Source organism: Paenibacillus sp. 2TAB23 (genome assembly GCF_052115165.1).
Taxonomy (GTDB): Bacteria; Bacillota; Bacilli; order Paenibacillales; family Paenibacillaceae; genus Pristimantibacillus.
In genome coordinates this window covers 1-26,223 of the sequence record NZ_JBFRGD010000040.1, presented here as the reverse complement: position 1 = coordinate 26,223, position 26,223 = coordinate 1, and the positions used below count along the sequence as shown (strand labels likewise).

21 protein-coding genes, 6 tRNA genes and 1 pseudogene are annotated in these 26,223 nt (G+C 44.3%); 23 read left to right on the top strand and 5 right to left on the bottom strand.

What is annotated here, in order from left to right:
- The first annotated feature begins 226 nt into the window (after positions 1 to 226).
- The 6 genes from AB4Z29_RS31235 (at position 227) to AB4Z29_RS31210 (ending at position 919) form a co-directional block, all read left to right on the top strand.
- Positions 227 to 302: transfer RNA gene (locus AB4Z29_RS31235), tRNA-His, on the top strand.
- A gap of 26 nt (positions 303 to 328) precedes the next feature.
- A tRNA-Gln gene (locus AB4Z29_RS31230) sits at positions 329 to 403 on the top strand.
- A 7-nt stretch (positions 404 to 410) separates the two neighbouring features.
- Positions 411 to 485: transfer RNA gene (locus AB4Z29_RS31225), tRNA-Gly, on the top strand.
- 7 nt (positions 486 to 492) lie between these two features.
- Positions 493 to 566 (top strand) — tRNA-Cys (locus AB4Z29_RS31220).
- Between the two features lie 24 nt (positions 567 to 590).
- Positions 591 to 667, top strand: a tRNA-Arg gene (locus AB4Z29_RS31215).
- A 170-nt stretch (positions 668 to 837) separates the two neighbouring features.
- Positions 838 to 919, top strand: a tRNA-Leu gene (locus AB4Z29_RS31210).
- A gap of 47 nt (positions 920 to 966) precedes the next feature.
- On the opposite strand, the gene AB4Z29_RS31205 is transcribed toward AB4Z29_RS31210, so the two are convergent.
- On the bottom strand, positions 967 to 1,191 hold the full coding sequence (locus AB4Z29_RS31205; protein ID WP_441946789.1) for a tyrosine-type recombinase/integrase: 225 nt from the start codon (positions 1,189 to 1,191) through the stop codon (positions 967 to 969).
- Between the two features lie 416 nt (positions 1,192 to 1,607).
- Positions 1,608 to 2,435 (bottom strand): MerR family transcriptional regulator, encoded by an 828-nt coding sequence (locus AB4Z29_RS31200; RefSeq protein ID WP_441946788.1) that lies wholly within the window; start codon positions 2,433 to 2,435, stop codon positions 1,608 to 1,610.
- 138 nt (positions 2,436 to 2,573) lie between these two features.
- Here AB4Z29_RS31200 and AB4Z29_RS31195 point away from each other — a divergent pair, with 138 nt between their 5' ends.
- The 3 genes from AB4Z29_RS31195 (at position 2,574) to AB4Z29_RS31185 (ending at position 7,012) form a co-directional block, all read left to right on the top strand.
- Positions 2,574 to 4,268, top strand: coding sequence for a glycoside hydrolase family 172 protein (locus AB4Z29_RS31195; RefSeq protein WP_441946787.1), 1,695 nt, complete (start codon positions 2,574 to 2,576; stop codon positions 4,266 to 4,268).
- Positions 4,265 to 6,475, top strand: a complete 2,211-nt coding sequence (locus tag AB4Z29_RS31190; RefSeq protein WP_441946786.1) for a GH32 C-terminal domain-containing protein — start codon at positions 4,265 to 4,267, stop codon at positions 6,473 to 6,475. Before AB4Z29_RS31195 ends, AB4Z29_RS31190 begins: the two co-directional genes overlap by 4 nt.
- Positions 6,476 to 6,766: 291 nt before the next feature.
- A complete protein-coding gene (locus AB4Z29_RS31185) occupies positions 6,767 to 7,012 on the top strand; it encodes an IS110 family transposase (RefSeq protein WP_441946790.1) in 246 nt (81 codons plus the stop codon).
- A gap of 104 nt (positions 7,013 to 7,116) precedes the next feature.
- Here the strand turns inward: AB4Z29_RS31185 and AB4Z29_RS31180 are convergent, their stop codons facing one another.
- Positions 7,117 to 7,557 carry an SRPBCC family protein gene (locus tag AB4Z29_RS31180; RefSeq protein ID WP_441946785.1) on the bottom strand — a complete coding sequence of 147 codons (441 nt, stop codon included), beginning with the start codon at positions 7,555 to 7,557 and terminating at the stop codon, positions 7,117 to 7,119.
- A 666-nt stretch (positions 7,558 to 8,223) separates the two neighbouring features.
- Here AB4Z29_RS31180 and AB4Z29_RS31175 point away from each other — a divergent pair.
- Entirely contained in the window at positions 8,224 to 8,361 is a 138-nt protein-coding gene (locus AB4Z29_RS31175; RefSeq protein WP_441946784.1) for a hypothetical protein, read from the top strand.
- A gap of 211 nt (positions 8,362 to 8,572) precedes the next feature.
- Here AB4Z29_RS31175 and AB4Z29_RS31170 read toward each other — a convergent pair whose 3' ends face one another.
- Positions 8,573 to 9,421 carry a PIG-L deacetylase family protein gene (locus AB4Z29_RS31170; RefSeq protein ID WP_441946783.1) on the bottom strand — a complete coding sequence of 283 codons (849 nt, stop codon included), beginning with the start codon at positions 9,419 to 9,421 and terminating at the stop codon, positions 8,573 to 8,575.
- A 169-nt stretch (positions 9,422 to 9,590) separates the two neighbouring features.
- On the opposite strand from AB4Z29_RS31170, the gene AB4Z29_RS31165 reads away from it, so the two are divergent.
- The 13 genes from AB4Z29_RS31165 to AB4Z29_RS31105 all read left to right on the top strand — a co-directional run bounded on the left by AB4Z29_RS31165 (position 9,591) and on the right by AB4Z29_RS31105 (position 25,919).
- A complete protein-coding gene (locus AB4Z29_RS31165) occupies positions 9,591 to 9,839 on the top strand; it encodes an acyl carrier protein (RefSeq protein ID WP_441946782.1) in 249 nt (82 codons plus the stop codon).
- A complete protein-coding gene (locus tag AB4Z29_RS31160) occupies positions 9,832 to 11,166 on the top strand; it encodes a hypothetical protein (RefSeq protein WP_441946781.1) in 1,335 nt (444 codons plus the stop codon). The genes AB4Z29_RS31165 and AB4Z29_RS31160 overlap by 8 nt, the downstream gene beginning before the upstream one ends.
- Entirely contained in the window at positions 11,159 to 12,268 is a 1,110-nt protein-coding gene (locus tag AB4Z29_RS31155; RefSeq protein ID WP_441946780.1) for a hypothetical protein, read from the top strand. Before AB4Z29_RS31160 ends, AB4Z29_RS31155 begins: the two co-directional genes overlap by 8 nt.
- Positions 12,240 to 13,409: a radical SAM protein gene (locus AB4Z29_RS31150; RefSeq protein ID WP_441946779.1), complete on the top strand. Its 1,170-nt coding sequence runs from the start codon at positions 12,240 to 12,242 to the stop codon at positions 13,407 to 13,409. Before AB4Z29_RS31155 ends, AB4Z29_RS31150 begins: the two co-directional genes overlap by 29 nt.
- Positions 13,410 to 13,431: 22 nt before the next feature.
- Entirely contained in the window at positions 13,432 to 14,415 is a 984-nt protein-coding gene (locus AB4Z29_RS31145; protein WP_441946778.1) for an ABC transporter ATP-binding protein, read from the top strand.
- On the top strand, positions 14,412 to 15,221 hold the full coding sequence (locus AB4Z29_RS31140) for an ABC transporter permease (protein ID WP_441946777.1): 810 nt from the start codon (positions 14,412 to 14,414) through the stop codon (positions 15,219 to 15,221). The genes AB4Z29_RS31145 and AB4Z29_RS31140 overlap by 4 nt, the downstream gene beginning before the upstream one ends.
- Positions 15,222 to 16,037, top strand: a complete 816-nt coding sequence (locus AB4Z29_RS31135) for an ABC transporter permease (RefSeq protein WP_441946776.1) — start codon at positions 15,222 to 15,224, stop codon at positions 16,035 to 16,037.
- Positions 16,034 to 16,252, top strand: coding sequence for a hypothetical protein (locus AB4Z29_RS31130; protein WP_441946775.1), 219 nt, complete (start codon positions 16,034 to 16,036; stop codon positions 16,250 to 16,252). Before AB4Z29_RS31135 ends, AB4Z29_RS31130 begins: the two co-directional genes overlap by 4 nt.
- Positions 16,253 to 16,367: 115 nt before the next feature.
- Positions 16,368 to 17,471: a hypothetical protein gene (locus AB4Z29_RS31125; RefSeq protein ID WP_441946774.1), complete on the top strand. Its 1,104-nt coding sequence runs from the start codon at positions 16,368 to 16,370 to the stop codon at positions 17,469 to 17,471.
- A 169-nt stretch (positions 17,472 to 17,640) separates the two neighbouring features.
- Entirely contained in the window at positions 17,641 to 19,722 is a 2,082-nt protein-coding gene (locus tag AB4Z29_RS31120) for a hypothetical protein (RefSeq protein WP_441946773.1), read from the top strand.
- A 15-nt stretch (positions 19,723 to 19,737) separates the two neighbouring features.
- On the top strand, positions 19,738 to 20,478 hold the full coding sequence (locus tag AB4Z29_RS31115) for a hypothetical protein (RefSeq protein WP_441946772.1): 741 nt from the start codon (positions 19,738 to 19,740) through the stop codon (positions 20,476 to 20,478).
- Positions 20,478 to 25,424, top strand: a complete 4,947-nt coding sequence (locus AB4Z29_RS31110) for an RHS repeat domain-containing protein (protein WP_441946771.1) — start codon at positions 20,478 to 20,480, stop codon at positions 25,422 to 25,424. Before AB4Z29_RS31115 ends, AB4Z29_RS31110 begins: the two co-directional genes overlap by 1 nt.
- A 57-nt stretch (positions 25,425 to 25,481) precedes the next feature.
- Positions 25,482 to 25,919 carry a hypothetical protein gene (locus tag AB4Z29_RS31105; protein ID WP_441946770.1) on the top strand — a complete coding sequence of 146 codons (438 nt, stop codon included), beginning with the start codon at positions 25,482 to 25,484 and terminating at the stop codon, positions 25,917 to 25,919.
- A gap of 168 nt (positions 25,920 to 26,087) precedes the next feature.
- On the opposite strand, the pseudogene AB4Z29_RS31100 reads toward AB4Z29_RS31105, so the two are convergent.
- A pseudogene (locus AB4Z29_RS31100) lies at positions 26,088 to 26,223 on the bottom strand (IS30 family transposase); the annotation flags it as partial.

Below are 26,223 nucleotides of genomic sequence, written 5' to 3'. Positions count from 1 at the left end.
GGGTGGAAGCACAGCAATGTGTGCAGCTGACGAATACTAATCGGTCGAGGGCTTATCCTAAACACGTTTGCCGTGACCCATACATCCGGTAGACAGCAGCAAGAAGGTTCAGCAAACCTTATCTTTCGTATCCAGTTTTCAGGGCGTAACTTGCTAATGCAAGCATTAGCAAAGGACCCACACCCGTGGGTTTTATTTTTTGTCTATGCACCTGAATTACAATATGGCGGTCGTGGCGAAGTGGTTAACGCATCGGTTTGTGGATCCGACACTCGGGGGTTCAATTCCCCTCGATCGCCCCATTAATTTTATAACAAATGCTTGTTGTTGGGGATTAGCCAAGCGGTAAGGCAACGGACTTTGACTCCGTCATTCTCAGGTTCGATCCCTGAATCCCCAGCCATTGTTATGCGGAAGTGGCTCAGCGGTAGAGCATCGCCTTGCCAAGGCGAGGGTCGCGGGTTCGATTCCCGTCTTCCGCTCCATAATTATGGCGCCATAGCCAAGTGGTAAGGCAGAGCTCTGCAAAAGCTCTACCCCTAGTTCGAGTCTAGGTGGCGCCTCCAGAAGATTTTACAGCAGTATCATACGTGCCCTTAGCTCAGCTGGATAGAGCGTTTGACTACGAATCAAAAGGCCAGGAGTTCGAATCTCTTAGGGCACGCCATTATCACTGAATTGCCGGAAGGGCAGACGCTCGACTCAAAATCGTGAGCGGAAGTCAACGATATAACCGCTAAAGCCGCAGTATTACTGGATTCTTTAAAAACAGTTTCGAAAGTTCTCTCTTGTAGTTCTCTTCTTTATCCAGAGGAGCGATGGAGATCATCCAAATGTGCCGGCGTGGCGGAATGGCAGACGCGAACGACTCAAAATCGTTTGGGAAACCGTGGAGGTTCGAGTCCTCTCGCCGGTACCACCTTATAAATGACAGCTCATTGGAGTTATTTTCTCTGATGAGCTTTTTTATATATTAATGACTTCATTCATTGTGTTGGCTGAAGCCAATTTGGAATGGAACACCATTTGTAAATAAATATTGGCCGTCTTAGAATAATCGCTATGTCCCAACCACCCCTGTACATCCTTCATACCAACCCCACTAGACAAAAGCAATGTCGCCCAACTGTGGCGAACATTATAGTATCGAATACACAGTTCGGTCTTTCTTAATTGTATTGAGCTCGCCATAGAGTGATCCGCTAGTAACAGTGTGCTTAATCGTAAACCTGCGATTGACGAGTTCAATCGCTGGCCATTTTAAGCTAAATACTCTGCTACGACGTAATCCATAAAAAGCTGCAAGAATAGCGTAGAAGCTAATAGRCAACCATTGTTTCTCATCAGAAGAAAATTTCCTTCCTTATTGCATTTGCTTCCTTATTGCATTCCTCATTTGACATCTAACATAGAGAAATGTTCCAACCAGCCTCAAACATGGTCATGACAAGTAGGGGTGAACGTTATAGCGCTCGGGATCAAGATCAACGGGCAGTTACGTTCGGCTCAGCTACTTTAATCCCAAAAGCTAATGAGAAAAGGTTCTACTAGAAAGAACTGGCTAGTATCATATTGCAAAGTCGTTTTAGAATACTCCATGCATCGGTCTACATTAATGGAATTCGTATCTCGACTAAATGTTCGCTTTCATTATTCACAATAAAAGAACTAATAATTGAGGTCATGACAATATCACCTCTTATAGTCAATTTATGATCGGCAATGTACTCCCTGATATTCGTGAAGATGTGTATGAGCTTGTCGTTTTCACCTTTATGATAGGCGACGATGCAGACGCCGAGAGGATATTCTTCAACGTTGGCATCCCCTCGGAACTCCTTTTCAAAAGGAAGAATGACTTTATCAATGTATTGATCATTCGTTGTATGCAAATACTTTTCGTTATAAATAAAGCTTAGGCCGTGATTATGACCGACCTCCGAGTAATTCGGAAAGCGGACTATTAATTCTTGTAATTTGGCCTCGAAATCAAACCAGTCACTGACGGTTTGGCAGTCTCCGATAACCCCGCGAATCGAACCGCATTCTTTAATCTCAATTTCATTCTTAAACTTTTCAAAAGAACAACTCTTTTCCTCAATCGTATCTAAAATGATAGAAAACCTCTTCGCAACGGTTTGCATTTTGGCTATTTTTTCCTCGAATTGATTTTGTTGAATTCTAAGCCTGCGCAGGGCTTCATTCAGACTTGTTATTTCCCTGAATTGCTTTGCCTCTTCCAGCGATAATCCAATCAATTTGAGAAATTTAATATGGTCAACTTCAAGAAATTGCTCTTCAGAATAATAACGGTAACCATTTTGTTCATTTATGAGTGCAGGAGATAAAATGCCGATATGGTCATAATACCTTAAGGTTTGAGCATCGATCCTCTTTATTTTTGCAAGTTCTCCGATTTTGAACTTTTTTTTCACGTATTACGCCCCCTACACTGGACGATCTGAATTTTATCGACAGACGATTAAAGGCCTATTGACCTTATGGTTACTATAAGGGTTATTCTACAAATGATCAAGGCAAGATCTAACTTACAAATGAAAGGAAGTGCGAGCATGCAACACGTCCAAACATCATATACGTACCGCGACTTGGTCGAACGTTTGTTCAACCTTGAGGTGCTGGCCGTTCCGCCTGTAGCGGGTGAAAGAAGCGGAAGCTTCTCGAGCTTTGATCGAAGCTCTGTCTATAATGAGGCTACTAGTCGCTATGAGAACTGGGGGGCGAATGACGATGGTGGCGGCTATATTCGCGAGGAAGATAGCGGTATCGTAGCATGTGAATTAGATGGGCCTGGAGTCATCTGGCGTGTCTGGTCGGCTTTGCCGGGTGAAGGACATATTCGGATTTATCTCGACAATAGCATGGAACCAGTCATCGACAAACCTTTTCGCGATTATTTTGAAAAGTTCAGTGATGAGGGATGTCCGGCAAATTTCCCGAATATAGCGCCTACGTTGTCTCGTGGAAGAAACAGTTATATCCCCATCCCCTTCCAGAAGCACTGCAAAGTGGTGCTAGACAAGGATTGGGGAAGCTATTATCACTTTACGTATACGCAGTTCCCAAATGAGGTGCAGCTGCCTGATTTTACTGGTAAGTTCGACAAGGACTCGTCTATTGCTCTTGCAGAGGCGGATAGATTGCTGCAGAATCGGGGAAGGCACAGACCGCATCAGCATCAGCCGCATAATGATCGGACTGTAAGCTTGTCCATACCAGCTGGCGGGAAATCGGTTGCCCTGGACCATGCAGGTGCAGGAGCGATCTCCATGATCCGGATTCGAACAGAGCTAGCTCACCAAACTGAGGATCAGCAGCGAATTGCGCTAAGGCAATTGGTAATTTCCATGAAGTGGGATCATGAAGATAAACCGTCTGTCTGGGCGCCGCTAGGTGATTTCTTTGGCAGCGCTCCCGGAATTAAGCCATATCGCGCCTTGCCGCTGGGTATGGACGGAAACGAATTCTATTGCAACTGGTACATGCCCTTTTCGGAAGGCGCTATCATTGAAATAGCAAATGACGGGCCAGAGCTGCAGACGCTCGTGATTGATATCCGGACCGTTAGCATGATGAAGGAGCAGGCTGACAAGCTGCTGCGATTCCATGCCAAATGGCACCGAGACGCTTTTCTCGATTTGGAGAAGGAGCGGTATGTGGAGGGCGGAGACCGATGGCCGGATTGGCCTCTGCTGCTGGCCGAAGGCCCGGGACGGTTCTGCGGCGTACATCTTCATGTCTATAATGCATGGAAAAAACCCGATCAAGATGCCGACACTTGGTGGTACGGAAGAGAGGACCGTAAAACAATCGATTGGTGGTGGGGAGAAGGAGACGAGAAGTTCTTCATAGACGGTGAGACGTTTCCTTCGACCTTCGGAACAGGCAGCGAAGACTACATTGGGTACGCTTGGGCCGCTGAGCCGCCATTCCCCATATTCGACAGTGCGTTTGCTTGTCAGCCCTATGTCGAAATCGACGGCAATGGCCATACTTCGGTGAATCGGTTCCATATCTGCGACAATATTCCATTCATACAATCATTCGAAGGCTTCATCGAGAAATATAAAGCGAATGATTGGGAGGATGGCAATCGATGTCTATATGCCTCCACCGTGTACTGGTACCAGGCTCGCGGGACGATAGATCGGTATGTGCCCATCGAACTACAAAAACGCATCGGTTATGACACGTTAAATGATGAAGAACCAACATATAAGAATGCCAAATTGGAGGATTCGCTATGAAACAAAATCTAATCGCGCACTGGAGCTTTGACGAAGGCAAGGGCAATCGGGTTCGTGAGCAATGCACTGGACGTGAGGACAATATTCATTATGTATTCAATGGGGCGAAATATAAACCGTCCAGTGACCCGCTTTGGGTGAAGGGGGTCACAGGCAATGCTCTTCTGTTTGACGGATACTCGACCTGGATTTCCGCACCATCCGATACGCGCACATTCAAGTCGTTCACGATAGAATGCTGGGTTGCGCCTCGTTCGTATGAGCACGGCGACGGGGGAAGACTTTCCACAATTGTTAATCAACATGACAGGGAGACGAAGACGGGATTTGTGCTGGGAATGTTTCGACATGGCTCGTGGTCTTTCCAAATCGGGAACGGCGACGCTTGGTACGAGGTCTGGTCAGAGGCAGTTACGATCCCAAAAGATACGTGGTCGCATGTCGCCGCCGTATTTGATGGGTTGAATGGTCAATTAGTTCTCTATTTGAACGGAATACAAGTGGAATTACGAAGTATTCCGAAACATTTGGAAATCAAGCTGCCGCCTGTCGAACTGCTCGTTGGCAAGAACAATAATCCGAGTGTGCTGCAGGGTGTTTTTACAACCAATATGTTCAGCGGTATCATCGATGAGCTTCGATTGTACGATGCAGCCTTATCGGCGGAGGAGATCAAAGCCGACTTTGGGCGACTACCCGACACCCAGCCGGATACGGTCCAGCGTAGAAACAGATATGACGGCGATAGACATCGGCCGCAATTTCACTTTATTCCGCCGGAGCATTGGATGAATGAGCCGCATGGGCCGATGTATTTTAACGGACAATACCATATCTTCTACCAGCATAATCCTCAGGGCCCCTACTGGAATCAGATCCATTGGGGACATGCAGTTAGCCCAGACATGCTCCGTTGGCGCGATGTGCCGTTTGCCTTGTCTCCGGAAAAAGGCGAAATCGATCCCGATGGCTGTTGGTCCGGTGGGACGGCGGTCGATGACGATGGTGTTCCGGTTATCTTCTATGCCGCAGGAGACAAAAGAAAGGATCCAGACCAATCTGTAGCCATGGCAAGAAGTACATTCGGGCAGGATGGGAATAATGATCTGGTCGAATGGATCAAGCATCCGGAATATGTCGCAGTTTTGCCGGAAGGGGTAGGCCTTCGTGGGAATTTTCGGGACCCTTTTGTATGGAAGGAAAACGGGATATGGTATATGATCGTAACTTCCGGTATACCAGGAAAAGGCGGCACGGCATTGCTGTACACATCGAAAGACATGATCGATTGGATCTACCGCAATCCGATTTATGTCGGTGATTCGCAAAAATACCCGAAGACAGGCGATGCATGGGAACTGCCGCTCTTATTCCCTTTCTATAAGAACGATAAAGGGGAAGAGAAGCATATTTTCATCGTTAATCCCTGGTTTTTGCACGCAAGCCCGCACTACTGCAAATATATTTTCTACTGGATTGGCACTTGGGATCGGGACCGTCTGGTCTTTATTCCTGACGATGAGGAACCGCAGGTGTTCGATGTGGGAGAGCACTGGATCGGCCCAAGCGGATTCGTGGATCCAAGCGGAAGAATTATTCTGTTCAGCGTCATTTTCGCCATGAGCCCGAGGATAAGCCGGGATCTTGGTTGGTTCGGAAATGCTGGCCTTCCAGTGGAAATTGGCATGCGGCCTGACGGTCGGCCAGGCATTAAGCCTGTCGCGGAGCTTGAGACCTTACGAGGCCGTAAACTACTCGAGTTGTCGGACCTCTCGCTTGATATGGCAGATGAACAGCTGAGAGCAATAAAAGGCGATATGCTGGAGATCAAGCTTGAGCTTAAACCGGGCGAGGCTGAACGGTGTGGGATCAAAGTTCGTGTGTCACCTGACGAGATGGAAGAGACTTTGCTGTACTATGACCGTTCGAATGGAAGCTTCATGGCAGATCGAAACAAGTCGAGTTTGGAGCCTGATGTGGAGAAAGGCATGGAAGGCGGTCCGGTAGATTTGGAAGGCGGCAATCTTCAATTGCACATCTATCTGGATAAGTCCATGATCGAGTCTTACATTAACGGAACGAAAAGTTTGACAACACGCATATTCCCATTCCGGCATGATGCACAGGGGCTGAAACTTCTAGGTGATGCGTCGACTTCGGTCATGTCGCTTGAGATATGGGAAATGAAGTCTGCATACGACGATTGACAGGAAGATAAGTGGACATTTTTCTGAATCTGCTCACCGTGGACTTAAAACATAGTTTGATAATTTGGAATAAAGATCAATTATATATCCTTAGAATGACGGTGCTTCATTAAACGAAACATTCCTGTTAAGGCTAAGTAATAGCGTTTGTCAAAAAAGGAGCGCCTCGGTATGATGGGTTTGTCGACGGGTTTATAACCCAACACCCTCAATGAGGCGCTCATATTATGAACTTTAAACAATCAGACGGACAAAATCAGCGAATTGAACGAATTTCGACCTCATCTTGTTGTGGGTATAGATGTCGCGAAGGAAACGCATGTTGCACAAGCAACTAATTTTCGCGGCGTCGTACTTAGTAAGCGACATCTAACATTCTCAAATACAATAGAAGGATTCGAGAAATTAGAACGGTGGATCGAGGGGATTGGGCAGAAACATCGCTTAAAGGATCTCATAATCGGCATGGAGCCGACCAGTCACAACGAACTTGGAGAACTGTTCCACACAGTTATGCGTAAACTGAATTTAAAATAAAGCCAAACAAAACCATTGCAAGAGTTTACAATGGTTTTGCTGGTTTTTGTTTAATTTATATACTTATTCCAAAACTAACAATAAGCATTGAGAGTTTACTCTTATCAATGGGTGGACTCCGCTAGTCGCTTAAGTATCAATAACACGGATTGTTCATCGTCCTCAGTCACGTTATTTTCCTCATCGTTGCTGTCGGAGCCCAGTCGATTGTCGATCTGTTGAAACGTCAACATGGTGGTATCCCCATCCTTACTCAAGACATAACTCATCGTGAAGTAATTTTCGGGTATATCCTCCAAGCCGGGTCGTGGAGCGAAGAGGGAGTATCCGAGAGACTGATTTGGTGTAAACTCTAGCACCGAGCCCCACTGTTCATAAACATTTCCATCCCACTCGGTTCGAAACCGAATCTCGCTGCCGATTTGCCAATCGGTTATTAGATCGCTGTTGTACTGCCACTGTTTGACCCATACAGGATTTGTTATTGTATCCCACACCCGCTCAGCAACCGCATTTATTATAATTCGGGATGTACTCGTGGACATTAATTTTCCCCCTCAAACATTTTTACACTCTAAACATTCGACGATAGAAAGTTAATTCCTTCCAAAACCATCTTAAAGCTTGCCGATACAGACAGCGCGGAGAAACGTATCAAAGTTAATCATTACACTAACGTAGAGAGATAGTTGAATTACAAAACAACTGCATGACGGCAGCCCTTCGTCGTTAAGTTCAGTTTTATCAAACTATTTTTAAAAATACTTAGTCTCCTTAACGAAAAACCAAGGGTATCTAGCTTTATAATTATCAAATTTTATTATAAAGCTACATTAGGGACGAAAATGCTTTATCGCTTATTAAAAACCCGATTCGATGCTACACTAGATGAATACCGTAAAAATTATGCATAGGAAATACGATTGACTAACCTCACGTGGTGTATAAAGCTTGCACTGGATATCGTTGACATGAAAGATAAGAATCGTTATGATAGACAAAAGTGTATTTCATTTAAACGTTTACGTAAACGTTCACTTTAATAGTGTCGATGGAAGAAATGCATTGGAATTAACATCTTATCGCGTACAAACGGATAGTAGATCATGAAGCATGCTTCATGCTTATCATCAATTATCTCATTACCTTGGAGGAATTTTCTTGTACACTGTTCAGAATGCCAACGAACATATTCGACTTCATAAACATAGATGAAACAAGAGTTAAAGCCTACATACCATGCTTCGGCTGAGATCGGCTGGATCAATAATCCAATTGGTTTCTCGTATTTCGATTCCAGCTATCATCTGTTCTACCAGTACCACCCCAAATGGGATCTACAAATCTAGTCATCACAGAAGGGCTGTCGTAAATATACGACAGCCCTTTTGCAGCAGCGATTCATCATGTAGTTTTTTCGAACAGGCTCAAGATCCTTGATGCACATTTCGGAGCGGATGATGTGATCATCTTAAATCTCAGCTACAATATCCATTCCAACGCTTCCGCTTCCCCTCATTCCCATGCTATTCCATAGGGAGATTGCGTCTCTGGTTTCAATCATTTTAGGCCTCGCCCGCTCTCTAAGGATCTAGGYAATGCTTTAAGCGTGTAATAGGTAAACCGATAGCTTTGATTATCTAGGTCAATCGCTGCGGATTCATCGTAGCCTCTTGTATTCGCCAGCATTTGTCGAAGCATCGCGATTCGGGATTTCCAGAGAAGACGATGCTGAGACTTATAGTGATCGACCGCCCATAGCTTCGCTCTCATACTCGCTCTTGATAACTGCACCGTTTGCCGCTCTAAATTGGCAGCAAGTTCCTTATGCCAATTCGGATCGGTATGATAGTGCTTATAAGGTAAATCCTCGTAATAGGCGATCTGATTTGCTTCGCAGGCAGACGTATTCCAAGCCCAGCATTCAGCTGCTTGCCTTACGATGCCATGATCGACATGCCTGCCGATACCGATCGGAATATAGACTTGTATATAGTCCATTAAATCCAAGGTCCTGGATAACTGGGCCTCAACCCTCTCGATAACCGGCTGTTCCAACGATAAATCGGCGCGGAAGAGCTCATCCAACTTCTGGTAGCTGGGAGAATTGTCGGAATTTCTTCGATAGATGCACTCTTGGAGATTTAAGTGGATGCATGAAGCCCCTAGCACGGCTGCAGCTTGCTGGTCCTCATTTAAGCGTGCTTCCATTACCCCGAAACGAAGATTAAACCTTTTGTGCAGGATTTTGGCCAGCGGGGATGGAGAGGGGTTCGTATCTTCTCCCGTGAAGACGGTAGCGATAACGATGCGATGCCCGCATTGATAGAGATAATCGATGTAGTCGCCGCAAGAGAGGATCGCATCGTCCAAATGGGGGGAAATAAACAAGTACTGGTGATCTGTCATCCTCATCACCCTTCGCATAAAGTGCTGGGAGAGGCTCCCTCAGCTCAGATTATACATAACAACCAGAGACATGGCTATTATTATTTATTTAGTTGTTAATTTGACATTTATGTAATATAATCCAAAGGTAAACGTTTACGTAGTCAGAATAGAGGAGGTTGGCGATCGAATGTTCGATAAAATCAAGGAGATTCTTGCCAAAGTGAAGGAGGATGCTAATTTAACGGATACCTTGCACCCTAATTCGGATCTGATCAACGATGTCGGATTGGATTCCCTGCAAATGATCGGTTTCATTCTGGAAGTCGAAGAAACGTTCCTGGTTGAGATTGATTATGAAAATTTCGATTTGGAGCATCTAAATTCGATTGAGGCTTTTATGTCGTTCCTGAATCGACTGGAACCGCAACATGGATAGTGTTGTACATGCTGGAAGCTTTGACTCGGAAGCTTACTGGAAGGATTCATCCTTCAGCAAGCTGCCGGCAATCCTTGATGAACAAAGAGCGTATATCGTAATGGCGATGGATGAGTTGTTGTTTCCGTTTTGTGCGGCTAATGACGGGTTAATCACACGGTTTTCGATAGATCATGCGCAAAAGGATTATCTCCATCGCATCGGATTTTCGTTCTCTCACTTAGAATGCGCAGATGTGCAACAGGGGGAGAACATTTTCCATCCTTTGCTTAGAAACACACACTACCAGCGATGGCTGACACGTTTTCAGCGAATCGCTCCTTACGCGGTACTGGAGCAAACTACTGAGCTACTGCAGCTGAATTTCTTCGAACAAAAACTCCCTTCATACAATGTTGTCAAGCATGTAAATTCGAAAATGTACTCAACGGAATTGTCCGAGCAATTGACCGGTGTCCGACGGGGGGCCTCGGTAACCAATGCGACCGAGCTGGCGGCTGTATGCCACGAGATGTTGGCTACGCACGGAGCGGCGCTGGTTAAAGATCCTTTCGGTGTATCTGGAAATGGGAACATCAAGCTCAAGTCTCCCCATGCAATCGAAAGAATGACTGCCTACATACGTTCCCAGGAGCATCGAGGGAAGGTGACGGAACTAGTCGTGGAACCACTGCTAAGGGTAGCGCGTGATTTCTCCTGTCACTTCGAAATCGCTCCCGATGGCAGCACTTCCTTCATTGGCATGCAAGAAATATTGAATCATCAATTTGCCTATCAGGGCTCTGCCGCAATGCGTGAAGATGAAAAACATGAATTGGAATGCAAGGATTATTTTCAAGTGATGGAACAGGTAGGGCTAGCATTGAACCGGCAAGGATACTTCGGGCCGGTATGCGTAGACTCGATGCAGCTTACGGATGGTACCTTAATTCCGATCGTGGAAATTAACGCACGCAAGTCGATGGGACTAATCAATGTATATCTAAACCGAGCGTTGTCGAACCGACGGTGTCAGGGCATCTTATCGTATCTGTCGGTAGGCTATTATAAGAAATTGGATTATGGACGATTCCTGTGCGAAATGCAGGACGCCAGCCTGTTGTATCCTCAACCGGGTGGAAGCGGAATTGTTCCACTCTCTTCTGCCGCGCTGCTGGTCAATCAGGAAGGGAGGATAAAGGGAGGTTCCCGGGCCGAAGAGAGAAATCACCTGATCAAAGGACGGCTGTACATCTCGGTATTCGCCGAGAATTTGGAAGAGAGACAGAGGCTTGTAGCGGTGTTGCGCACCATACTAATGAAACTGGACGTGTCCATTTATGATTGACTCTCCTAATCGTATGATCACGCTGCTCTGCTCCGGCAACTCCATGGGGGTCTATATTCCAGCCATTCAAATCAAGTATCAGTGCCGCCGGCAAGGGGTCCCTGTCGAGGTCTGCGTGTTGGAGAATGTATACCTCGATCAGGTTAGATCGAAGATACCCGCAACGCGGACGGCCTTTCATAATCATTTCCAATTGGCTAAGAAGTCGGCGCAATTCGCGCGTGATGTCGGTAATGCATTGGATCCTATGAAAACAGAACGGCTGCTGAACGCATGGAAGGAAGAACGGCGGATACGATTCGTCGCGTTCACTGGTTTTTGGATCCCATTGCTGGAAGCGTACCGGGAGATGATGGACCCCACGCCGCTTGAGGTTGAACTGCTCCGGATGGACGCCGGAGACTCCGTTTCTTACGAAATATACGGAGAACGATGCAACGCATTCAAGAATATACGATTTTTCAGCGCGGAGCATAATTGTATCCTGCGAGAATTTCCGATCACAGACCTGCCTCCGGTACCCTTCAAGCAGAGAGATGCGGGAATCGTAGTACATGGCGGCGGCTGGGGGATCGGGAACTACCGCGAAGCGATGACACGACTTGCTGCATATCGCGATCGTGTCGCTGTGCTTGCATTTTCTCCCGAGGAAATAAATCCTCATAAGAAAATCACGCATTATATGCATGATCCGCAATGGCAGCCTTGGTTAACCGATGAAGATGGACAACATGGTTTCCCACCGTTGGCGGTCGTTGAGCATGGCGAAGACCTGACTTACTACAACCGATACCATTACCCACCTCTATTCGATGTCATTCGGAATGCCAAAGCGATTGTGAGCAAACCGGGAGGCTATTCGCTTTTTGAGTCGTTTGCAGCAGCCACGCCGATCGTTTTCCTAGAGCCGTTCGCCAAGCATGAAGCTGTCAATGCGTCATTCTGGATCGGTCATGGCTTTGGAATCTGGTTCGAGCGATGGGCTGAAGATAACTTCTCTAATCGAAGCCTAGAGCCCCTCTATCGAAATTTGCTACTTGCTAAAGAAATAGAGTTCCCAGGAGGCCGATACGATGCAACCGAAAACGATGGCAAAGTTTGATCAAGACGTGTTTCACAACCTGAAACGAACCATTATGAACATGTCCCGCGCAAGCCGTGCCAGGGAAGCGAATCCCCGTTATGCAATGGAAATCCCGGAGGACGTTGGCATCAAACTGAATAACGGGTGCAACCTTCGGTGCAAGCATTGCTACGAATGGAATGAGGACGGTTTCCATTGGGATATGGCGAAGTCCGAGCAGAAAAGAGAAATTGATATCGACACGATTGATCGTATTTTAGCATTTACGTTCCCGAAGAAATCTAAACTCTATTTATGGGGCGGAGAACCGCTTTACTATTCCAAGTTTGATTTGCTTGCCGAACGACTCGAGAAAGATATTCGGACAACGACGATTTGCACAAATGCGATACTGATCGAGGAGAAGATGGACGCCATCCTGAAGTTTTCGGATGATCTGGTCCTGCTGGTCAGTCTGGAGGGCTTCGAAGCGGAAAATGATGCGATCCGCGGCAAGGGAACATTTAAGAAGGTTATCCGGGCAATAGACACGCTGCTGGAATTGCAGAGGAAAAAAATGTACCTTGGGAAAATCTCGGTAAGCCTGACAATGAATGACGCGATGATACCCAGAATGTTCGAGTTCATGACCTACTTCGAAGAGAAGGGGATCGATTCCGTCTACTTTGTCTATCCATGGTATATCTCGCCTGAATCCGCTCATGTGATGGATGCACACTTCAACGAGCATTTGCAGTGGTTGAAGCCTTACCAAAGCCATTCATGCAGCTGGCATTCGTTCACGTATCGCATATCTCCCGATGCTATTCCGCAACTGCAGGAGGAGGTGAGGCGGGTATCCGAGCATGTCTGGAAAATTCGAGTCCGTTTCATGCCGGCGCTAAATCAGGATGAAATCGGTCCGTTCGTTAGAGGAGAGCAGATTGTAGGCATGAACCGCACGAAATGCTTATCGATTTCTACCAGGATGGACTTCTTACCGAACGGGGACGTCACGCCATGCAAGTTCTTCCCGGAACTTTCCGTAGGAAATATTCATGATCAGAGCATAGAAGAGGTTTGGCACGGGGAGAATTTCGGCAAGCACCGTGAACATTTATCCTGCGGACTGATGCCGATCTGCTCGCGATGCGGGCTGCTGTACCACTACGGGCGATAATCGCGAGAAATAGGAGCCTAACATGGAAATCATTGCAGTGAAGGAACTGAGAAAGTCTTTCGAATATTACACCAAAGAACTCGGCGTAAGGAACTCCATCAAAAATCTCCTGCATCGCAAAACGCTGATCAAGGAAGCGGTCCGGGACATTTCATTTCGTATCGACCAGGGTGAGTTTGTCGCCTTCCTAGGACCTAACGGCGCAGGGAAGACGACGACGCTAAAAATGCTATCCGGCATCTTGCATCCTACGAGCGGGAGCGTATCGGTAATGGGATACAACCCGAGCGAACGGAAGAATGAATTCAAGAGAAAATTCGCCATCGTGATGGGGCAAAAAAGCCAGTTGTGGTGGGATCTCCCGGCCATTGAATCCATCTTGTTGAACAAATACATCTATCAAGTCGAAGACGATGCTTATCGTAAGACGTTGGACGAATTGACGGAGCTGCTTCATGTCAAGCATGTGATGAACGTCCAGGTCAGGAGGCTGTCACTTGGCGAACGGATGAAGTTGGAGCTTATCGCTTCACTCATTCACAAGCCGCAATTGTTGTTTCTGGATGAGCCGACGATCGGGCTGGATATCGAGACCCAGAAAAAAGTAAGGGATTTCCTGAAATACTACAATGAACAGCACAAGACCACGATCGTGCTTACCAGCCACTACATGAAGGACATCGAAGATCTATGCAGCAGATTGCTCTTGATCTCGGATGGCCAATTGATCTATGACGGGAATCTTAAGGAAATGAATGGCGCGATGAATCAGACCAAGGTAATCAAGCTTAAGTTCACGGAATGCGTGAAGCTGGAGCAGCTCCAGGCGTACGCCGGAATTCGACATGCGGAAGATTACCAAGCGACGCTGGAAATCCCGAAGGAGCAGGTGAATGCCGTCTCCAGAGAGCTTCTTGCCCGGCTGCCCATAGAGGATATCTTGATCGAGGACATACCCGTGGAAGAGATGATCGTGTCGATGTACCAAAGGAAGCGTGCGCAATGAGTTCCTACGAAACATATAACCGTATATTCAAACTCGGCATGCAATCGGCGCTGGAATACCGAATGGATTTAATCTTTTCTTTATTCGGCGCCTTTTTCCCGATCATGATCCAATATTTCATTTGGTCCGCCGTGTACGCGGATAATCCGGATCAGGCTTATTTCGGCTATTCCTACCATGAGATGATTATGTATACGATATTTGCCGCATTCACGACTCGGATCGTCATGACTCATGTGGAACATGAAATGGCGCTGGACATTAAGGACGGACATCTCAATAGATTTCTGGTGAGACCGATTCACTATTTTAGCTATCGTTTTTTTAATCTCATCGGACAGAAGATGTTTTTTAACTGCCTTATGGTTTGTGCGATTTTTACCGTGTTGATAAGTTATTCGATATATGCCGGCACTCCCTTGAGGCTCGAACGTATCTTGCTGTTTTTGGTGGCTGTCATATTGGCGTTCATCCTAAACATGTTGATATCTTATGCCATAGCCGCTATAGCTTTCTGGCTATCGGAGATTTCGTATTTTTTTGAGATGACCGGCTTGTTCGTCATTATTATTAGCGGAGGGGTGTTCCCGGTCGATATTTTCGGTCCGTGGGTGAATGCCATGTTAGACTATTCTCCTTTCAAGCTGACGATCTATTTCGCGGCGAATGTCGTCAGCGGACAACTTGCGAGAGAAGAGATCATCGTTGGCATTGGCATGCAAGGTTTATGGATCATTATCATGTATACCCTTTCTCGCGTCCTCTGGCGAATCGGAATGAAGCGCTATCTCGGATTGGGAGGTTGAATGTTGTTCGCGTGGTGGCATACTCTTAAGAACTACCTGGTTATCTACTGGCTGTTTGCAAAAAACTGCTTTATGGCTCAAATGGAGTATCGATTTAATTTTTATCTAGGCATAGGTGTCGAAATAGCCTATCTGATTGCGAAGCTATTGTATGTGGTTGTCGTCTACAAAACTGATTTGCATATTGGTTCGATTACTCCGGACGGCATCCTGTTGTTCGTCGGCACCTTTACACTGATGACCGGGATCTATTCGGGATTGTTTTTCTATAACTCTTTGAAGATATCGGAATACGTGAGAGAAGGCACGCTAGATTTGCTGCTTGTAAAGCCGATTTCGCTGCAATTTCTCGTCACGCTTCGCTATATCCACTTCGGGACACCGATTCCGAACGTGATTGCGGGGGGCGTCATGATCGTTATCGGATGGAACGCCTTGGAGATCCATGTTACTTTCTTTCATCTTGTTGCGTATGGCTTGTTTCTTGTAGTAGCTACCATTTTGACCTATTGCTTAATGTTCTTTCCCGCCTTGCTTTCCTTTTGGTTCGTGAATACGGGAGGGCTAGCCATGATCTTCTATTCCATATGGGATGCCAATAATATGCCGATGGCAATATATTCCAAATGGGCACGCCGCATTGGCATCTATGTTCTGCCGTTTATGGTGATTACGAACTTCGGCCCTTTGTGGATTATGCAGGAGTTAAGGATCGATCAGCTCATATGGGGCTTATGCGTCCCGATTATCATGCTCGTAGGCTTTCGGCTTCTCTGGAAAAAGGCGATCAGCAACTACAGCAGTGCCAGCGGTTGATCGTTGAGGAAGAAGAGTCTGACGGCGCTTCTTTTTGTTTGTCCCTTGTGCAAAACCGTATTAGAAATGGAAACTTCGGAATGGAGGCGTCTGGACTGCGGGAGGGTATTTCCTTATTCCGCGGAATACCCGGTCTTGCTGCCGGTTCCGATCTGACGGATCCGAAGGACTGGCGAAAGCAGGCAGAAACCAGAATGTTTGAGACCATCAATTAATCGCTCGAAGAGAATGGCCGCGACTTCCGGAACGCATCTCATGGAAGAAATGAAGAACGGAACGTGCCTATACAGAATCGTTCAGTTAGTAAATCCGATCTAAAGGATGGAAGCTATGCAGAAAATTCTACCCATCAATTTAAATACGGGTCTTACAACGGATTGCTGGCATTTTATGAAGCTCGCGCCGCTCCTAGCGGATGATCGCTACGTCCCCTGGTTCGTTGAGCGGTTCATCGAACTAGAAATGGGCATTTGGGAAGGGGATCCGATACAGGACTTTTGGATCCAATATTATCGATTGGAGCATTATGACTTAGAACTTCTATATCAAGGTGCGTTGGAATTCGATCATTTCGAACAATGCGACTTCTCTGCTATCGTAAAAAGTACCGTGGATCGAATAAGCCAAGGCGGTTATGTACTCTTAGGGTGCGATAACTATTACATCCGCAAGTCGGAATACTACCAGAAGCACCATTGTATGCATGAGTATTTGTTGTTCGGCTTCAATCAACAGGAGAAGGTCTTCCATACCCTTGCGATGAGGGAGAATCGATGGACGACAGAATTGGTTTCCTTCGATGAAATCGAACAAGGGTTTCAGGCAGGACTGAACCAAATGCGCGGTGATTTTGACGGGCATTATCGGCTGTTTCGCTTCGGTATGCCGGCGACCTCTTTTAAAGGCTTGCCTCAACCCAAAAGCAGACCGAATGTGTATAAAATTCTTGAATCTGTGGAGAACTGTTTATCGGGTGGGATCAGACAAGTCGTTATCGGGGAAAGAGACGGAACAGGAACGGGGCCTTCTAAAAACTTTGTAGAATGGTCCGGGATTTCGATATACGATGGGTTGCAGAACCGGATTAGTGCCTGCATTGAAGTGTATCCTTCTTTGTTGATGGATAGAAGCATTATTCTTGGTATCAAAAAACTGTGCGAAAATAAGCGGGGAATCTTCAACCGTCTACAGTACTTGGATAAGCATCATTACATTCGACTGCAAGATCGCCATATAGCGATGTTCAACGAATTATGTGGCAGCCTGGATAAGTTGCTCGTGCTGTTGATTGTCTATCACCATCGGCCAGGAAGCGAAAACTTGCGTCTTATCAAAAAACGAATTCAATTGACGGAGGAATTGGAACAACAGTCTTTGAAGGGAGCCTTTCAAGTCCTGTATGAAGGACTTAATAGGACGATTGGATCAAGCTAAAACGGGGATTCCCACTAGAGCTCGATAGAAGACACCGCTTCTGTTTTGGTAGTGAAGCCTGACTCTCACTTAACCAAATGAAGCGGCTCTTTTTTTGCAAAAAGGCAGAAATTATTTATTAATTCTATACACTCACCATAACAGAAAGAGTATAAGGAGGATAATTAGAATGGACAGATTTATAGTCAGAAAGCGAAAGTGGTGGAAGCAATATTATAATAGCAGAAAGGTGTTGTTGCTCGTGTTGTGCCTCTCGCTGTCCGGCTATGCTTATACGTCAGGAGAAGCGGGAGCGAACCCACCGGCAGCAAATCATGCATTACCAGACATGGCCGCTGCGGACAAAATCTCGGAGCAATCAGTGGAACAGTCTATGAATCAGGACAAAGTAGAGTTGATTGATCAACGTACGGCTTCCAGTAAAACGTTTACTTTAAAGGATGGACTATTTGAAACAGTTCTTGCCAATGAGGAGATCCACTATAAGGATGAAGAAGGAAAGTTTCAGGACAATAACTTGCAGCTTCTCTCAGAATTAAATTTAACCGATTCGGACATCAATAGTAAACGATTGTCTATAGAATCGTCGCAGGAAATAAAGGCCTTATATAAATCACGTACAAAAGTGGAAAAGGAAAAATTGAAGGATTCCGGTGATTTCAATTTTCGTTCGCCGAAAGTGCCCTACTACCTGAAAATTTCTAACAAATTTAAGAATGGCTATACAATTGGGAAAGGCACCGATAGGCTTACGATAATACCAATCGGACTTGCGTCTGATGCGGGAAACGCCGTTAAACCTATCGCTGCGGATCATGCTTCCCATCTATACAATGATCCCAATCATGTTCTCATCTACAAGAATGCATGGAAAGACACGGACGTCCTGTTGGAATCTCAGAATTCGGGATTGAAGGAGTCGATCGTGCTGAGGACGCCGGATGCTCCCACACAATTTCGTTTTGAAGTGATAGGTAAGATCGGTAATGATCTGCGTCAAGGAGAACTGCAAATCATGCCGGCGTGGCTTATTGATGCTAACGGGAAGATACGGGATGTGTCTCAGGAATTGGTTGTCGAGAATGGAAAGCAGTTACTGTTAATGAAAGCAGATGTATCGGGACTTCAATATCCTGTCGTCATCGATCCAACCATATCAAGCACAAGCTTAACTCGTTACTCATGGGAAAAGAGGTCGCCTACCTATCTACCCACAGGTACAGCTACCGGCATAAGTGGGGGGCGAGTGGAGAGCAGTGGTTCATATATTGAAACGCAAAGCTTCATCCGATGGTATACCTCATCGTTGCCTTCAGATGCAGTAGTCACATCGGCATCCTTGGAGCTAAATATCAGCAGCTCCTATTTTACTAATAAGAATTCAATTTCTGCAGGTTGGTTCAATGAGGCTTATGCTCCTTCGAACTGGAATGATAATCCGAATGCTAATGCATTCAATCATAGACAGGTTACCCCGTATAATCCTTACGGCGGATATACGACAAGCTTTAACGGTGTCAAATGGATTCCGCTCTCAAATGCTAATATTTATGCCAGAGGCGGGAATATCACATTAAGTCTCTTCTTCGTACCGGGGACTCCGTATGGATCCAACTATATTAATTACTCAAGCGCCAATCTACATCTCACATACACAATCCCGTCCATTACCCTGAGCAAGCCAGTGGTTACCGGCACAGTTGGCGTGAATGAATGGTCGATGCAGGGAACGGGCTATATCAATTTGTCATGGAACGAGGTGGCTGGGGCGACAGGCTATTACCTGCATCTGTTTAACGGCTATGTTTACGAGAGAATCCCGGTCAGTAATTTCACCTCATGGACCTCGAAGGGGAAATTCATTTTTCCGAAGCTACAGCTTGTCGAAAGCTGGATAGATGGAAGTCAGGATAAGGTTTTCAATGAAAATTATACGACGAATCCAAACAACAATTATGGCGAGTTATGGGATAATCCTAGGTACCTCTATCGCAAAACGAGGCGCACGAGTATGACCGACGACGGCAGTCGTTCTTACAAAGTAAAGATATCCGCCTTTAATGCAACAGGCGAATCGCTACCTTCGGATCCGATAGCATTGACTTTGGAGAACCGCACACTGCCGCATACCCGATACTACTATGACAAGAACGGGAGATTGGACTATATGATCGTCCTACCATCCTATACGGAATATGATGCTATCTATGACGACAACGGAAATTTGATTTCCAAAATAAAGAAACAATAAGGAGTTGTGATAGTATTGAACTCATTTAAGAATTTAAGCAGAAAGACCATCTTTTTTTCTCTTGTCATTTCGATCTTAGCGGTAAACGGGGTTGGTTATGCCATTGCTAAAGAGAACAAAAAGAATGATGCAGCCCTAGCTCCAAATAACGGGGTAAGTGCGGAAGCCATCCAGGTTGTACAACCAGATTTGGAAGTATCCGTCACGGGGGCAGTGTACGATCCTCAGTGGGAACGAGTTGTAGAAGAGATTCAAGGTAAAGCAAATGAGAAGCGAATTAAACGACTTCACAAAGCGGATATATATAACTATACCAAACAAGATATTGAGCAATTGATTTTAAGCGGCGTTTTAATCGAAGATATCTATTACTCCGATTACATAGGCAACGAGTGGTTGGTTGACCCTAAAGAGCTGGTACAGCAAAAAGATCAAACAAATGAAAAGTGGGAAGAGATTGAGAAGCGAATCCAACACGAAAAAGAAGAAAGATTGGATATATTGTTAAAGAAATACCCAAAGATTGAAATGAAACTAAGAGAAGTTGCTATGAGTAGTGCTGAAAAACTAACGATATTAGAATCGGTAGATCAGAATGGCGAGGTTGCGTTGGATCAAGCCATTGCACTATTGCAATCACCTGGTGTTATCGGAATAGAAGAGGGTGGTCAAACGGATGTAGACCCAACTGTTACAGATGTCGTATATGGTCCCCAATATGCTGAAAGCCAACATCTGCAGGAGGTTAGCCCATAATGAAAAAATGGCATCTATTTATCCCACTTCTGATAGTTCTAGGCTTGTATATCTTCCCGGAAGGTGCTACAGCGGGAGTGAACAGCTCAGACGTAAATAGCGTAATGAATGGATTAATTACACAGCAACAAATCAATCAGACGAATAAACAGCAATTTTCAGATCAAAATGGAACGAGTGAGACCATCGATCCCTCATCTGGCAAGTTGACTTTAAAGCGTACAGACATCCATCTGGCTGGAAGAGATGGTCTTGATTTAAACATCGGGATTATGTATGATTCCAATCATTCTTTTGCTTATATGAGGCACTACGGTTCAAGCGGGCAAATGAAAAAGTTTAACTATTTCATCTCTAGATATGATTTAGGCATGGGATGGTCCTTTCAATTCCCTTCTGTACAATTAGAGGACGGTTATTTATATTATCATCGCGGAGATGGGGCAGTATATCGAGTCAATTTCAATGCGACAGATACATTGGGCAATTTTACGCATTTAGAGGGGTATCAAGGGAAAGACGTCAAAATGATGCAAGATACGCAAGGATTATTCTCGAATGGTCAAGCTAATTCTGCATACTACTTAGAATACGCAGATAAAAAAAGGGAGTATTTCGCAGCAGATGGACGACTCCTTGGTATAGTGGATCGCTATGGGAATACGATTCAGTTCAATCATATTGATCGTCATATTTATGATGGCCAGACGTATAAAGTCATTTCATCCATAATTGATACAACAGGTAGAACTGTAAATTTCTCTTACGAATCTTCCTTACAAACTGGCGGTACTCAGGAAAGTATCATCGTATCTGTTATTGATCCAGACGGATTAGAAAAACAAAAAGTGAAATATGTGAAACGGAGATCTGATTTATTATTTAACGGAAATCCTGATGGGTATGTTCCTAGACTAGGGTATATTCAGAACCAGATCAATGAAAAAACGTACTTCCATTATAGTGTGCGACCGGGGTACTTTCATTATGATAGAAAATCCCAAGATAGTTACGCTGGTTACAATTCCTATTCATTATTGACACAGTCAGAATATTCCAATTCAAGTTCGAGATACGAATACGATAAAACAGTCCGCAATTTAGGCCCAGGCGGATTTGGGGACGAGTTTAGGGTCTCTAAGCGATATGACCAAGTAAAAAAGAATTATAACCTGGAAGGTAACTATAATCATTTGGACATGTCTTACTCAGGAGATTATACAGGGTATCCGACGTATTACAACCCAAACAACATACCAGAATCATATACTTATTCATCAACTTCAACTGTGCAGAGCATATCTCACACGAATGGACTTAGCACAAAAAATAATTTTAGTGGAACAGGTAGAGTTATGTCTACTGAAACGTCCGCATCCAACGGGGAGAAAAAGACTGTTACAACCACAGGATTTCATCCAGTCTTTACACAGAGACCAGTCAGTATGCAAAGCGAGGAATACGCTGCTGGAGATACACCAAGCACATCGAATAAGCTGTTATGGGACTTTCAATATACGGACTGGGGAGGCATATCAAAAGAATCTCAACCGTTACCATTAGACAAATATAATGATTCTATAATAAAGGACAAGAACTCGATTTCGTATACCTATGATCCCATCTTTTATTTTGTGAAAACGAAGTCATGGTATCAGAAACTAAACGCAACCGTGCCTCTAACGGAGACCTATGAGTACTACACTGATGGAAGGTTAAAGAGCTATCAGAATCCAAAACAAGAGGTTACAACGTATTGCTACGAAACGATAAGTGCTAATAACAGTGTGACCTCAAATTGCTCAAATGCAAGTGCTGTACTGTCAGGTAAAGTGCAATACGTCAAGGAAACCAAGGATTTGGGTAACGGTCAGAATGCCATTTCGGAGGTTTATTTTGATACGTCCACTTCCTTTGCATACCCAAGTGAGTCAAGGACCCGGTTCACGACAAAAAACAGTAGCGGTCAGAATATTACTCAAACCATTAAGAAAACAATGAATTATGATGTGGGATTGGGTTTATTGAGAGAAGAGGTAGTTGGGAATCAAAAGACCATCTATACCTATGATACAGGAGGAAGACTTGTCTCCATTCAATATCCTGCATTTACAAATTTGAATGGTGTGCAATATGACGCTTATGATGAATATACCTATACCAATACATTTATCCCTTCAAGTGCATTGGCGCAGAATGCAGGTCTGCATACTACGATGGTTGATAACCGACGTAAATATGTTCAGAAATCTAACAATGCCCAAACGATATTATCCAACCAAAAGTCATATTATGATGGTTTTGGCTTCTTACGTTATGATTTGGAATCGAATAACGGTGTGTTACAAGTAATGCAATACCTGAGTGATGATTTAATACGTCCGGTAAATCAGGTTGACCCCATGGGCAACACGCTATCTGTGGCTTACGATGCATGGGGGAACCAAAAAGAGGCAATTGATGCGTATAACAACTTATTCGTAAGCGAGAACAATCTGAAATCAAGAAAGGTCACTCAGTACTTCGTTGCGGCAGGAAATGTTGCGGCTTATCGTACAAATCCAGCGCAAGATAATTTGAAAGCCAATTACGTGGAGCAAGATTTTGATTATGGCGGGAGACATGTCTCCACACGAGCTTACAAGGATTGGCCTCAACGGCAACAAGTAATTGCTGAAACATTCACCTATGATCTTGTCGGGAATTTGGTAGGATACATAGACCCGAATGGGAATATGAATGCTGAAGGTGTGACAACTCGTTACGCCTACGATTCCTTAAACCGCTTAGTAAGTCTCAAGGATGCGATTAACCAAATAACGAGATATAACTATGATGCAAACGGTCAAATCATCCAAACGACGATACAAGGAAATGTAATGGATGCACCACAAGTATTGATGACGAATGGCTATACAGAGAATGGATTAATATCTTCAAAAACAGATCCTGCATCTCAGGTTGAGTCGTTCAGTTATAATAACTTAGGTCTGGTAAGCCAACGGAAAGATAAAAATGGAACAATTTTTGGCTATCAGTATGACGAGCATAACCGGAATATAGTACAATCCGTAACAGGTGGAAATGGAAGTACTCAGCAAATCAAAAATATCGTAGGAAGTAACGGGATCCTTCTCGATATTACCGAGCGGCATGTAAATGGTGTCATGACAAGTCAAATGTTGACGGAAATTGACCATTTGAAACGAGTAAATAAAATAAGCATTCAAAGTACAGGATTCTCAGCTGCGTTAAATTTGACATATGATAAGAACAATCGGATCTCAACTGTGTGGAGTAATGGAGGGACTGCTAGCTTCTACACAAACTATAAATTCAACAAACTCCGGTTGGAGAAGGTTCAAAGCAACGGACAATCTGTTGCGAATTACACGAATGCAGTGAATGTAAGCTACTCGTACTACCCGAATGGACTAGTACAATCGATTACTTACCCAACCCTTGCTGATGGAAGTACATTGCAGACGGATTATGTTTATGATTCACTTAACCGTATGCAGACTATGACCAACAAAAAAGGCATGGTCGTTCTCTCTTCCACCACGTACTCATATGACAATAATGGGAATATTGTCACAGCAACACAGATGGTAAAGGATGAGGTCACGACTACTCGTTCCTATACTTACGATAAATTAAACAGATTACTCACAATTTCCAGATCAGACGGTAGTGCCGCGATTTACACCTACGATAGTAAAGGAAACAGACTAACATTAAGCGACACCAGTCAAACCCCTATAAATCTGGACCAAGAAAGCTATACGTATGATTTATTTAATATATTGACTGCCGCAACCACAGGATCCAATACTACCTCCTTTGAATATGCGCCTGATGGTATGCGGTATAAGAAGACCTCGGGATCCAATGTCACACAGTATCGATACAATCAGAATAGCGAAGTGATCTCAGAAGTAGATGCCAATAACCAAGCCATCGCCAATTATGTTCGCGGAGACCGGCTCCTCGTGAAAAAGGAAGTCGCTACTGCTAAAGATTACTATTATCTGTATAACGGTCATGGTGATGTCATTCAGATTGTCGATACGAGTGGTAACATCGTGAATAGCTATTCGTACGATGAATGGGGTAATATTACCCAACAAACAGAAGGCATTGCGAATGAGTTTAAGTACGCTGGAGAAGTGTACGATGAGGAAACCGGTCTGTATTATCTAAGGGCAAGGTATTATGATCCAAGTATAGGGCGCTTTATTAATGAGGATACGTATGAAGGGGAGATAACAAATCCGCTGAGTTTGAATTTGTATACCTATGTGGAGAACAATCCTCTTAGATATATCGACCCTACAGGACATGCGAAAAGTGGGGATATTAACTTACCTGAGAGTGTTAGAAATCAGATTGTAACATATACTGAGGCTTGGGATGCATCAAATAAAATGTTAAAATCTTTAGATCGAAGTTCTCAATATTATCAAATGAATGTTTCTCTACTAAAAGGTTTTCAGACAAAATTAGAAGCAGAAGCGGATAAAATTAGAAGTAATTATTATCAGACAATAGCTAATCCAACACAAGCAGAAGTTGATGCAGCTAAACAAGCTGGATATTTATTTGGGAAAAATATTGATTTAGGGGCAGGATGGACTTATAGAAAAGACCCTGGGGATGATGGAACAGCAACTCAAGACCATATTCATGTAAATGGACCAAATGGAAAGCACTGGTCTCAAAACAAAGATGGATCAATGCATGATAAAGCTAAGAATAGTCCAGGAGAGCCACCAAACTGGGTGAAGAAAGATTTGCAGAAAAAAGCAAAATGGGGTTGGGATGAGAATAAGGCTAAACTGGATTCTAATTATTATGATCCACATTACCATTATTACGATCCGCAAAATCCTAATAATCCTTATGTACCTGTTTTTCCTGTTTTTCCTCGTATTATTATCATATGAAAGTAGGAGATATTATTGAAGTACTTTAGAAATGATTTGTGGGAGTCAATTAACTCGTTGGATTTAGAAGAAAGCGAACGTGCAATGGAGGAATGGAAGACCAATGCTAAAATTTACTGGGATCAGCATAATAATTTGATTACGAGACTGGATAAGACACTAGTTAGATTCTTTAATAATAATAACTTTCATGATTGTAAAGTAAATGAATGCAAAATAACTCAAGGCGAAATAAGAAGTTCGTCACCGACAAGTCTCAATATCGTTGTAGAATACGAGCAAGAAGAATGGGTTTTTGAGTACAAAAAGATTATTAATCTAAGCATTAATTTCAATAAAAATTCTGACGATAGCCATAATGGTTTTGAAGAGTGGGGATACCATGAGTTACTACCTGTAGATGACAACGTATTATCTCATGAAATTCTATTTTCTTCAGGCGCAACTATATTGGTTCATTTCTTTGACAAAGATATAACTGTTAAGAGGAGGTAACGAAGATACAGGTGCGAGGACATATAATGCTATTATTTTTAGTGAGAATTGGGAATTGAAATCTGAAAGTAATTGGGTTTTTCAACCGAGTATAACTATATAAATAGGGTTATTTTTTGTAGCCACATGTGAGTATACACTCCATGTGGTTTTTTATATGATGAATTGTCAAGCTAAGTGCGACACCTCTTCCATGAAGGCTTCGTGAGCCGACCTCCACCCGAGACATTTACGAGGACGGTTGTTAATCAAACGAATGGCATCAGCGAGTTGCTCATCTGTAACGGAAGCGAAGTCATGCCCT

What these genes read in the sequence shown, in the direction of transcription:
- AB4Z29_RS31195 (WP_441946787.1), top strand. Translation starts at nt 2,574, where the DNA reads ATGCAACACGTCCAAACATCATATACGTACCGCGACTTGGTCGAACGT.
- AB4Z29_RS31175 (WP_441946784.1), top strand. Translation starts at nt 8,224, where the DNA reads ATGAAACAAGAGTTAAAGCCTACATACCATGCTTCGGCTGAGATCGGC.
- AB4Z29_RS31110 (WP_441946771.1), top strand. Translation starts at nt 20,478, where the DNA reads ATGAAAAAATGGCATCTATTTATCCCACTTCTGATAGTTCTAGGCTTG.
- AB4Z29_RS31160 (WP_441946781.1), top strand. Translation starts at nt 9,832, where the DNA reads ATGGATAGTGTTGTACATGCTGGAAGCTTTGACTCGGAAGCTTACTGG.
- AB4Z29_RS31205 (WP_441946789.1), bottom strand. Translation starts at nt 1,191, where the DNA reads ATGGCGAGCTCAATACAATTAAGAAAGACCGAACTGTGTATTCGATAC.
- AB4Z29_RS31145 (WP_441946778.1), top strand. Translation starts at nt 13,432, where the DNA reads ATGGAAATCATTGCAGTGAAGGAACTGAGAAAGTCTTTCGAATATTAC.
- AB4Z29_RS31120 (WP_441946773.1), top strand. Translation starts at nt 17,641, where the DNA reads ATGGACAGATTTATAGTCAGAAAGCGAAAGTGGTGGAAGCAATATTAT.
- AB4Z29_RS31190 (WP_441946786.1), top strand. Translation starts at nt 4,265, where the DNA reads ATGAAACAAAATCTAATCGCGCACTGGAGCTTTGACGAAGGCAAGGGC.
- AB4Z29_RS31180 (WP_441946785.1), bottom strand. Translation starts at nt 7,557, where the DNA reads ATGTCCACGAGTACATCCCGAATTATAATAAATGCGGTTGCTGAGCGG.
- AB4Z29_RS31135 (WP_441946776.1), top strand. Translation starts at nt 15,222, where the DNA reads ATGTTGTTCGCGTGGTGGCATACTCTTAAGAACTACCTGGTTATCTAC.
- AB4Z29_RS31165 (WP_441946782.1), top strand. Translation starts at nt 9,591, where the DNA reads ATGTTCGATAAAATCAAGGAGATTCTTGCCAAAGTGAAGGAGGATGCT.
- AB4Z29_RS31155 (WP_441946780.1), top strand. Translation starts at nt 11,159, where the DNA reads ATGATTGACTCTCCTAATCGTATGATCACGCTGCTCTGCTCCGGCAAC.
- AB4Z29_RS31125 (WP_441946774.1), top strand. Translation starts at nt 16,368, where the DNA reads ATGCAGAAAATTCTACCCATCAATTTAAATACGGGTCTTACAACGGAT.
- AB4Z29_RS31150 (WP_441946779.1), top strand. Translation starts at nt 12,240, where the DNA reads ATGCAACCGAAAACGATGGCAAAGTTTGATCAAGACGTGTTTCACAAC.
- AB4Z29_RS31140 (WP_441946777.1), top strand. Translation starts at nt 14,412, where the DNA reads ATGAGTTCCTACGAAACATATAACCGTATATTCAAACTCGGCATGCAA.